This is a genomic window from Kocuria rosea (genome assembly GCF_023715525.1).
GTDB lineage: Bacteria > Actinomycetota > Actinomycetes > Actinomycetales > Micrococcaceae > Kocuria > Kocuria rosea_A.
Map to the genome: position 1 here is coordinate 26,501 of NZ_JAMBOG010000027.1, position 9,155 is coordinate 35,655.

The 9,155-nt window shown below is 75.6% G+C and carries 11 protein-coding genes; 4 read left to right on the forward strand and 7 right to left on the reverse strand.

Annotation, left to right across the window (positions count from 1 at the left end; genetic code table 11):
* The first annotated feature begins 3 nt into the window (after positions 1–3).
* Together M3185_RS15025 and M3185_RS15030 are read left to right on the forward strand one after the other, a co-directional pair.
* Positions 4–942, forward strand: coding sequence for a hypothetical protein (locus M3185_RS15025; protein WP_251334492.1), 939 nt, complete (start codon positions 4–6; stop codon positions 940–942).
* A 10-nt stretch (positions 943–952) separates the two neighbouring features.
* Positions 953–2,035, forward strand: coding sequence for a 4-hydroxy-3-methylbut-2-enyl diphosphate reductase (locus M3185_RS15030; protein ID WP_251334493.1), 1,083 nt, complete (start codon positions 953–955; stop codon positions 2,033–2,035).
* Positions 2,036–2,060: 25 nt separating this feature from the next.
* On the opposite strand, the gene M3185_RS15035 is transcribed toward M3185_RS15030, so the two are convergent.
* The 4 genes from M3185_RS15035 to M3185_RS15050 are packed head-to-tail and all read right to left on the reverse strand — an operon-like array spanning position 2,061 to position 5,483.
* Positions 2,061–2,675 carry a response regulator gene (locus tag M3185_RS15035; RefSeq protein WP_251334494.1) on the reverse strand — a complete coding sequence of 205 codons (615 nt, stop codon included), beginning with the start codon at positions 2,673–2,675 and terminating at the stop codon, positions 2,061–2,063.
* Positions 2,672–3,775, reverse strand: coding sequence for a sensor histidine kinase (locus tag M3185_RS15040; RefSeq protein WP_251334495.1), 1,104 nt, complete (start codon positions 3,773–3,775; stop codon positions 2,672–2,674). Before M3185_RS15040 ends, M3185_RS15035 begins: the two co-directional genes overlap by 4 nt.
* Positions 3,772–4,539 carry an ABC transporter permease gene (locus M3185_RS15045; protein WP_251334496.1) on the reverse strand — a complete coding sequence of 256 codons (768 nt, stop codon included), beginning with the start codon at positions 4,537–4,539 and terminating at the stop codon, positions 3,772–3,774. Before M3185_RS15045 ends, M3185_RS15040 begins: the two co-directional genes overlap by 4 nt.
* Entirely contained in the window at positions 4,536–5,483 is a 948-nt protein-coding gene (locus M3185_RS15050; protein ID WP_251334497.1) for an ABC transporter ATP-binding protein, read from the reverse strand. The genes M3185_RS15045 and M3185_RS15050 overlap by 4 nt, the downstream gene beginning before the upstream one ends.
* 124 nt (positions 5,484–5,607) lie before the next feature.
* Between M3185_RS15050 and ychF the strand changes: the two genes are divergently transcribed.
* On the forward strand, positions 5,608–6,693 hold the full coding sequence (gene ychF, locus M3185_RS15055) for a redox-regulated ATPase YchF (RefSeq protein ID WP_251334498.1): 1,086 nt from the start codon (positions 5,608–5,610) through the stop codon (positions 6,691–6,693).
* Positions 6,694–6,724: 31 nt separating this feature from the next.
* On the opposite strand, the gene arfB is transcribed toward ychF, so the two are convergent.
* Positions 6,725–7,165 (reverse strand): alternative ribosome rescue aminoacyl-tRNA hydrolase ArfB, encoded by a 441-nt coding sequence (gene arfB / locus M3185_RS15060; RefSeq protein WP_251334499.1) that lies wholly within the window; start codon positions 7,163–7,165, stop codon positions 6,725–6,727.
* Positions 7,166–7,447: 282 nt separating this feature from the next.
* Here arfB and M3185_RS15065 point away from each other — a divergent pair, with 282 nt between their 5' ends.
* Positions 7,448–8,338 (forward strand): NAD(P)-dependent oxidoreductase, encoded by an 891-nt coding sequence (locus tag M3185_RS15065; protein ID WP_251334500.1) that lies wholly within the window; start codon positions 7,448–7,450, stop codon positions 8,336–8,338.
* Between the two features lie 66 nt (positions 8,339–8,404).
* Here the strand turns inward: M3185_RS15065 and M3185_RS15070 are convergent, their stop codons facing one another.
* Positions 8,405–8,698, reverse strand: coding sequence for a hypothetical protein (locus M3185_RS15070; protein ID WP_251334501.1), 294 nt, complete (start codon positions 8,696–8,698; stop codon positions 8,405–8,407).
* 115 nt (positions 8,699–8,813) lie between these two features.
* On the reverse strand, positions 8,814–9,044 hold the full coding sequence (locus M3185_RS15075; RefSeq protein WP_251334502.1) for a hypothetical protein: 231 nt from the start codon (positions 9,042–9,044) through the stop codon (positions 8,814–8,816).
* Positions 9,045–9,155 lie beyond the last annotated feature (111 nt).

Below are 9,155 nucleotides of genomic sequence, written 5' to 3' on the forward strand. Positions count from 1 at the left end.
ACCGTGACTTCCTCCCGCGCCGCCGCCCCCCGCCCCCCACGACGTGCCGCGGCCGCCGTGCGCACCGGCCTCGGCGCGGCCCTGGCCCTCCTCACGGCCGGGCTCGTGTCGGTGCTCGTGCCCCTGCACTGGGCCGCGGACACGGTCGTCTCCCAGCAGGGCTTCACCCGCGTGGTGGGCACCCTCTCCGAGGACCGGCAGTTCCAGGAGGCCCTCGCCCGCACGGCCGTCAACCGCGCCGCCGACACCCTGCTGGGGGAGCGGAGCACGGGCATCGCCTTCGTGGACCGCCTCGTCCAGGACGCCGCCCGCCGGGCCGCCGACGTCGCGGCCGGCCTCTCCTCCCAGCCGGCCTACCAGCAGGCCTGGACCCAGGCGCTGATCCGCACGCACGAGGCGAACGTGCCCGCCGACGGCGCGGTGGCGGACGCGCCCCAGCACCTCGTGCTCGAGCTGCAGCCGCTGCTCGAGGCCGCCGACGGCGCCGTCCAGCAGTCCGTGGGCGTCGACCTGGGCCTCGCCGAGCGCCAGGGCAGCATCACCGTGCCCGGCAGCAACACCGGGCGGCTCGTGGAGGCCGGGACGCGGCTGACCGGCCTGGCCGTGCCCCTGAGCTGGGCCGCCGGGGTGCTGGGGCTCCTGGCGCTGCTCGTGGCCCGCCACCGCTTCGCCGTCCTGGCCGTGCTGGGCCTCGGCACCCTGGCGGGGCTCGCCGTGGTGTGGGCGCTCGTGCAGGAGGCGCTCCGCCGGGCGGCCGGCCCCCTCGGGGCCGACCCCCTCGTGTGGCTGGTCTCCGACCGGGTGCTCGACCTGCTCACCGGGTCCCTGGCGCAGTGGATGACCACGGCGGCGTGGGCCGCGGGGATCACGGGCGCCGTGGGGGTCGTCGGCGCCGTCGTGGTGTCGTCCGCCTCACGGCGCCGGCGCCGGTCCACCGCGTAGCATGGACTCCATGCCCACGACCGTTGCCCTCTCCATGCCCACCGTCCCCCGACAGCGGCGCTCCCCCGAGGACGTGGCCGCCGCCGCCCCCGTCGAGGGCCCCCGGCGGGTCCTCCTCGCGTCCCCCCGCGGCTACTGCGCCGGGGTGGACCGCGCCGTGATCGCCGTGGAGAAGGCGCTCGAGCACTACGGGGCCCCCGTGTACGTGCGCAAGGAGATCGTGCACAACAAGTTCGTGGTCAGCACCCTCGAGGAGCAGGGCGCCGTCTTCGTCGACGAGACCGACGAGGTCCCCGCGGGGTCGCTGCTGATCTTCTCCGCCCACGGCGTCTCCCCGGCCGTCGTGCAGTCCGCCCAGGACCGCGAGCTGCGCACCATCGACGCCACGTGCCCGCTCGTCACCAAGGTGCACCGGGAGGCCGTGCGCTTCGCGAAGAGCGACTACGACATCCTGCTCATCGGCCACGACGGCCACGAGGAGGTGGAGGGCACCGCCGGGGAGGCCCCCGAGCACATCCAGGTCGTCAACAGCCCCGACGAGGTCGACCAGGTCGTCGTCCGGGACCCCGACAAGGTCGTGTGGCTGTCCCAGACCACCCTCAGCGTGGACGAGACCATGCAGACCGTCGAGCGGCTGCGCGAGCGGTTCCCCTCCCTGCAGGACCCGCCCAGCGACGACATCTGCTACGCGACCTCCAACCGGCAGGCCGCCATCAAGCAGATCGCCCCGGACGCCGACCTCGTCATCGTCGTGGGCTCCGCGAACTCCTCCAACTCCGTGCGCCTCGTGGAGGTCGCCCTCGAGTACGGCGCCCGCCGGGCCGAGCGCGTGGACTTCGCCAACCAGGTCGACGAGTCCTGGTTCGAGGGCGTCGCCACCGTCGGCGTGACCAGCGGGGCCTCCGTCCCCGAGGTGCTCGTCCAGGACGTGCTGCGCCTGCTCGAGCGCTACGGCTACGGGACCGTCGAGGAGGTCGTCACCGCCCAGGAGGACGTGCTGTTCTCCCTGCCCAAGGAGCTGCGCGCCAAGCTGGCCGAGGCCGGGGACGACTCGCGGCGCCTCGGCGGCCGCGGCGCCCGCCCCGCCCGCTGACCCGCGGGCCCGCCCGGGGCAGGGCTCACAGCCACCCGTTCTCCAGCGCGGCCCGGCACGCCTCCGCGCGGTTGGAGGTGTGCGTCTTGCCGATGGCGCTGGAGAGGTGGTTGCGCACCGTGCCGGGGGACAGGTGCAGCAGGGCGGAGACGTGCTTGACGCTCGACCCGTCCACCGCGGCGCGCAGCACCTCCTGCTCCCGGGCGGTCAGCGGGTTGGGCCCGCCCGCCAGGCTCTCCTCGGCGAGGCCGGGGTCCAGCACCCGCAGCCCGGCGTGCACCCGGCGCACGGCCTCCGCCAGCTGCGCGGCCGGGGTGTCCTTGACCACGAACCCGAACGCCCCGGCCTCCACCGCCCGCCGCAGGTAGCCCGGACGCCCGAAGGTCGTGACGATCAGGCAGCGGCACCCGGTGCCCGCCGCCACGACCTGGCGGGTCGCGGCGATGCCGTCCAGCCCCGGCATCTCGATGTCCAGCAGCGCGACGTCGGGACGGTGCTCCCGCACGGCGCCCAGGACCTCGTCCCCGGCCGCGACCTGGGCGACGACCTCCAGGTCGTCCTCCAGCTCCAGCAGCGCCGCCAGGGCGCCGCGGACGAGGTGCTGGTCGTCGGCCAGCAGCAGCCGCACGGGAGGGCTCACGGGACGCGCACCTCCAGCACCGTGCCCTCACCGCGGTCCCCGGCGCGCAGGCGGACCGTGCCGCCCGCCTGCGCGACCCGCTCACGCAGCCCGCGCAGCCCGTTGCCCTCCGGGCCCAGGACGCCGTCGCCGTCGTCCGTGACCGTCAGCGTGGTGGGCGTCCACCGCACGGTGCAGCGGGAGGCGTGGCTGTGCCGGACCACGTTGGTCACGGCCTCCCGCAGCGCCCAGGCGAGGACGCCGCGCCGGGGTCCGACCACCGCCTCGGGCCGCCCCGCGACGTCGGCCTCGATCCCCGCGGCCCCCAGTGCCGTCCTCGCGGCCTCGGCCTGCTCGGCGAGGTCCGGGGTGCGCAGCCGGCCCACGGTCGAGCGCACCCCGGCCAGCGACTCCCGGGCCAGGCCCAGCACGTCGTCGAGCTCGGCGCGGGCCCGCTCCGGCTGCGCGTCGAGGACGCGGCGCGCGAGCTCCGCCTTGAGCGCGATGACCGTCAGGGAGTGGCCCAGGACGTCGTGGACGTCCCGGGCCACCTCCTCCCGCTCCCGGGCGAGCGCCAGCTCGGAGGCCAGCGCGGCGTGCTGCTCGTCGCGGTGCACGGCGAAGCGCATGCCGCCGACGACCGCGGTGGAGGTGAAGTACATGGTGAGCACCCACCCGCTCGAGGGCGGCAGCAGACCGCCCAGGACCACGCAGGCCACGGCGGCCAGGAGCACGGCCAGGGCCACCAGCGCCGGGCGCAGCGGCAGCCGGAACGCCCACAGGGCCGCCAGGTGCGGGGCCATGACGAACGCCCACACGCCCACGGCGGGCACGCTCAGCAGGACCAGCCCCACGAGCACGCCGCACCAGGCGAGGGTGTTCCCCGGCTCGCCGCGCACCGGCAGGAGGCCGGGGTTGCGGAAGGCCAGGGAGTAGACGACGGCGAAGCCCACCAGGGCCAGGCCCGCCAGCACGCGCGCCGGCGTGCCGGCGGGGGAGCCCACCAGGGCGCCCGCCGGCAGGACGAGGAAGACCAGCCAGACCGCGGCGAACCACCACGAGGGGTCCTCCGCGGGCAGGCTCCCCGGGGCCCGGCGCTGGCCGGAGCGCTCGCCGGTCATCGCCGGCTCGTTCCGCGGCGGGCCACCAGCAGCGCCGTGGCCGCGAACACCACTGTCCATGCGACCACGTTTACCACAGGGACCCACAGGGGGTCCGTGACCGGGGCCGCGCCCGCGCCGGCCACGGGGAGCGCGCCGCCGGTCACCGGGTACCGGGCCAGCGCCATCACGCCGTACACGGGGGTGAAGCGGCTGAACCCGAGCAGGCCCCCGGACAGGGGCACGAACGCGTTGCCCAGGAAGGCCAGGACCACGAGCATCCCGGAGGCGGCGCCCACGGCGGCCTCGGAGCGGAAGAGCAGCCCCACGGTCAGGCCGTAGAGGGCGAAGACCACGGACCCGCCCACGGCCAGGAGGGCGGTGGCCAGCCAGCGCCCGGCCCCGTCGATCTGCGCGTTGGTGGCCCACCCCACGAGGTGGACGACGAGGACGGGCAGCGCGGCGACGCAGAGCGCCACCGCCGCCTTGCCGGCGACGTAGCCGCCCCGGGTCAGCGGGGTCAGCGCCAGCTGGCGGCCCCAGCCCTGGCTCTGCTCGACGGCGGCGCTGCCGGCGAGCGAGGCGGTCGCGGTGATCGCCCCGTAGGCGGCCATCGAGACCATGGTGTGGGCGGAGACGTTGCCGTGGCCGACGGACCGGTCGGCCCACTCCTGGATCGCCCCGAACATGAGGAACAGGGCGGCGGGCAGCAGGACGACGAAGACCGTGCTGGAGACCATCCGGACGTTGCGGCGCAGGTCGTGGAGGACGTAGGCGAGGTTCATGACGGGCTCCCGGTGGGCTGGAGGAGCTCGCCGCCGGCGGGCTCCGCGGAGGTCAGGTCGAGGAAGGCGGCCTCGAGGGACGGGCCGCCGACCTCCAGCCCGGACGCCGCGGTGCGGGTGAGCAGGTGGCGGCACAGCGCGTCCGGGTCGGTCGTGGTCAGGACCACGCGGGCGCCGTGGCGCCGGACGGAACTGACGTGGGGCAGGTCCGCGGGGTCGGCGTCGTCGGTCCAGTGCACGCTCACCGTGCGCCGGGTGGCGCGGGCACGGACCTCGTCCGTGGGCCCGTCGGCGACGATCCGCCCGCCGGCCATGACCACGACCCGGCCGGCGAAGGCGTCGGCCTCCTCGAGGTGGTGCGTGGCGAAGAGCACGGTGCGGCCGCGGTCGGCCTCGGCGTGCATCGTCGCCCAGAACGCCCGGCGGGCGGCGACGTCCATCCCGGCCGTCGGCTCGTCGAGCACCAGCAGGTCCGGCTCCGGCAGCAGGGCGAGGGCGAAGCGCAGCCGCTGCCGCTGCCCGCCCGAGCACTTCGAGACCCGGCGGCGGGCGAGGTCCTCGAGACCGGCCCGGGCCAGGACCTCGGCGACCGGCGCGTGGTGCGGGTGCAGGGCGGCGATCATCCGGACGGTCTCCGCCACGGAGAGGTCCTCCAGCAGGCCCCCCGTCTGCAGCACCGCCGAGACCCGCCCCTGGGCCACGGCCCGGCGGGGCGGCAGCCCGAGGACCCGGGCGGTGCCCGCCGCGGGGCGGGCCAGGCCGAGGACGACGTCGAGGGTCGTGGTCTTGCCCGCGCCGTTGGTCCCCAGCAGGGCCACGACCTCGCCCCGCCGGACGTCCAGGTCGATGCCCCGCACGGCGCGGACGGTGCCGTGCGGGGTGCGGAAGGTCTGGGTGAGCCCGGCCAGCTCGATCGCCGGTCCGGGGGCTGGTGCGCTCGTCATGGCCCGATCGTGCCGCCGCCGCCGCAGGGGCAGAAGCACCGGATGTCACGGTCCTCCCATGACATCTGTCACGGGTGCCCGGGCGGACGGGGGGCGTGGGCGCCGGCGGGTAGAATGGTCTCCCGTGGCTCTTACTATCGGAATCGTCGGACTGCCCAACGTCGGCAAGTCCACCCTCTTCAACGCGCTGACCCGCAACACCGTCCTGGCGGCGAACTACCCGTTCGCGACCATCGAGCCGAACATCGGCGTGGTCAACCTGCCGGACCCGCGCCTGGAGCGGCTCGCGGAGATCCACGGTTCCGAGCGCATCCTGCCGGCCACCGTCTCCTTCGTGGACATCGCCGGCATCGTCAAGGGCGCCTCCGAGGGCGAGGGGCTGGGCAACCAGTTCCTGGCGAACATCCGCGAGGCGCAGGCGATCGCCCAGGTGGTGCGCGCGTTCGACGACCCCGACGTGATCCACGTCGACGGCAAGATCGACCCCGCCTCCGACATGGAGACCATCAACACCGAGCTGATCCTCGCCGACCTGCAGACCCTCGAAAACGCGATCCCGCGCCTGGAGAAGCAGGTCAAGATCAAGAAGGCCGATCCCGCCAAGCTCGCCGCGATGCAGCAGGCGCAGGCGGTCCTCGAGCGCGGCGACACCGTCTTCGCGGTGGCGCAGAAGGAGAAGCTCGACGTCGACCAGCTGCGCGACCTGAGCCTGCTCACCGCCAAGCCCTTCATCTACGTCTTCAACGCCGACGACGGGGTGCTCGCCGACGAGGAGAAGCAGCAGCAGCTGCGCGATCTCGTGGCCCCCGCCGACGCCGTGTTCCTGGACGCCAAGCTCGAGTCCGAGCTCGTGGAGCTCGACGAGGAGGAGGCCCGGGAGATGCTGGAGATGTCCGGGCAGGACGAGGCCGGCCTCGACAAGCTCGCCCGCGTGGGCTTCTCCACCCTCGGGCTGCAGACGTACCTCACCGCCGGGCCCAAGGAGTCCCGCGCCTGGACCATCCCCGTGGGCGCGACCGCCCCGCAGGCGGCCGGCGTGATCCACACCGACTTCGAGCGCGGGTTCATCAAGGCCGAGATCGTCTCCTTCGAGGACCTCGACGCCGCCGGCTCCATGGCCGAGGCCAAGGCCGCGGGCAAGGTCCGCATCGAGGGCAAGGACTACGTCATGCGCGACGGCGACGTGGTGGAGTTCCGCTTCAACGTCTGAGCGGGCCGGGCGACCCGCGCTGGTGCGCGGGTCATTCGGGCTGAGGTCGCCGGCGGTTCTGCTTGGTCTCGGAGCGCCGACGTTTTCCCTCGATCCGCCGGCGCCGCGAGCCGGTCGTGGGCCGGGTCGGTCGGCGGACGGGAGCCGGGACCAGTGCGTCGCGCAGCAGGGCGGCCAGCCGCTGTCTCGCCGCAGTCCGGTTGCGTCGCTGCGAACGGTGCTCCGCGGCGCTGACGGTGAGCACCGTGCCCGACAGCCTCCCGGAGAGCCGGTCGAGGACGAGCTCGCGCTGGACGTCGCTCAGCGCGGTCGTCGTGCCCAGGTCGAGGGCGAGCTGCACCCTGGAGTCGGCGGTGTTGACGCCCTGGCCACCGGGGCCCGAGGCGTGGGAGAACTGCTCGACCAGCTCTCCCGCCGGCACCCTCAGGCCGCGGGGCACGCCGGGCCCCGGCGGCACCTGCAGATCATCCACACGATGATTGTGCCGCAACCGCGGCGAGGGCGCCGCCGGACCCGGTCGGAGGTCACCGGAGCCGAGCGCTCCGCCCCGTCCTCCGCGCGCCCGACCAGCTGGAACCCGTGGGGACCGGCGACTGCCGGCGGGCACCGACGAACGAGCGCCGCGACATCTGGCGGAAGTCGTCGCTGTGGCGCACCGTGATGTGGGGCATCATGGGTCCCGGTTTCACCGTGCCGCTCGCCGGGGCTCCTCCCGGCCACCGCGCACGGACCGCGACGAGAGGAAGTGGGCGTCATGACCGACCGGCTCACCGTGGGCGTACTGGGCACCGGGATCATGGGCGCGGCGATGGCCCGCAACCTGGCCCGGGCCGGGCACGCCGTCCGGGCCTGGAACCGCACCCGGGACAAGGCCGCACCCCTGGCCGAGGACGGCGTGCACGTCGCCGAAACCCCCGCCGAGGCCGTGTCCGGCGCCGACGTCGTGCTCACCATGCTCCACGACGGCGCGGCGGTGGCCGAGGTGATGGACCGGGCCGCTGCCGCCCTGCGCCCGGGCGCCGCCTGGGTGCAGTCCACGACCGTGGGCGTGGGGTCCGTGGAGGAGCTGGCGGGTCTGGCCCGCGGGCACGGGCTGGTGTTCTTCGACGCCCCCGTGCTGGGCACCCGCCAGCCGGCCGAGGCGGGCCGGCTCACCGTGCTGGCCGCCGGCCCGGGCGAGCACCGGCCGGCCGTGGCGCCCGTGCTCGACGCCGTCGGCTCCCGCACCGTGTGGACCGGCGAGGACGGCGGGGCGGGCAGCGCGACGCGCCTGAAGCTGGTGGCCAACAGCTGGGTGATCGCGGTGACCGGCGCCGCGGGTGAGGTGCTGGCCCTGGCCCAGGCCCTGGACGTGGACCCGCAGGACTTCTTCGACGCCATCGCCGGCGGCCCGCTCGACATGGGCTACCTGCACGCCAAGGCCGCCCTCGTCCTGGAGGACCGCCTGTCGCCGGCCGACTTCGCGGTGGAGACCGCCGCCAAGGACGCCCGCCTCATCGTGGAGGCCGGCCGCGAGCACGGCGTCCGTCTGGACGTGGCCGCCGCCGGGGCGGAGCGCCTGGCGCGCGCGGCCGCCCGGGGCCACGGCCGGGAGGACATGGCTGCCGCCTACTTCGCGAGCTTCGACGAACCCCCGGTCCCGTGAGGGCGGGCGCCGGCCGCCGGCGCGCTCACTGATCAGCAGCAGCAATCCCGCGCCGGGCCCGGGCGCTCAGCTGTCGTGCCCGGACTCCGGCTGAGGGGCCGCCGTGGCCTCGACGTACTCGTCGACGTCGACGAGCACCGCTCCTCCGGCCTGCGCCACGTGCAGGGCGACGGCGAGGCTCTCGACGTCGTCCTCGGCGAGGGGCTCGGCGGGGAGGGCGAGCTCGTAGCGCTCCTCGCCGTCGACGACGACGGGCGTGATCCGGGCGGACCCCGTGGTCAGGTCGACCACGGTGGGCGGGGCGGCCCCGGGCTCCTCCGGGAGGGCGCTCGGGTCGTGGGGGGTGGCAGAGAGGTCCATGCGTTCCGTCCTGTCGCTCGGGAATGCCGTCAGCCTACTGGCTGTTCGTCCCCGCGCAACGGATCGGCCCACGGGCACCGCCGTGTCCTGCGCAGGCCCTCCCGCGGGGTTCCCGCTACCCGCCACCGGGGCTGCGCTCCGGCCCGGGGACGTCCGGGGCCGGAGCGGCGGAGCCGGTCTCGACCTCCGACGGCTCCGTGGTGGGCGTCGGCGACGTCGTGGGGGAGGGGCTGACGGACACGGGGGCCGAGGAGGCGGGCGAGGAGTCCTCCCCGGCCCCGCCCGGATCGTCGCACCCGGTCAGGGCGAGCGCGAGCAGGGCCAGGACGGGGACGGTGGTGCGCATGGGGCGGCCTTTCCGTGCGGGGCGGTGCCGGGTGGTCCGTGGTGGCGGAGAGGCCCGGGGGGGGGGCCGGGGGGGGGGGGCCGGGGGGGGGGTGGGGGGGGGGGGGGGGGG

Coding starts and splice junctions, on each gene's coding strand:
- M3185_RS15030 (WP_251334493.1), top strand. CDS start 953: ATGCCCACGACCGTTGCCCTCTCCATGCCCACCGTCCCCCGACAGCGG.
- M3185_RS15040 (WP_251334495.1), bottom strand. CDS start 3,775: ATGACCGGCGAGCGCTCCGGCCAGCGCCGGGCCCCGGGGAGCCTGCCC.
- M3185_RS15045 (WP_251334496.1), bottom strand. CDS start 4,539: ATGAACCTCGCCTACGTCCTCCACGACCTGCGCCGCAACGTCCGGATG.
- M3185_RS15050 (WP_251334497.1), bottom strand. CDS start 5,483: ATGACGAGCGCACCAGCCCCCGGACCGGCGATCGAGCTGGCCGGGCTC.
- M3185_RS15065 (WP_251334500.1), top strand. CDS start 7,448: ATGACCGACCGGCTCACCGTGGGCGTACTGGGCACCGGGATCATGGGC.
- M3185_RS15070 (WP_251334501.1), bottom strand. CDS start 8,698: ATGGACCTCTCTGCCACCCCCCACGACCCGAGCGCCCTCCCGGAGGAG.
- M3185_RS15075 (WP_251334502.1), bottom strand. CDS start 9,044: ATGCGCACCACCGTCCCCGTCCTGGCCCTGCTCGCGCTCGCCCTGACC.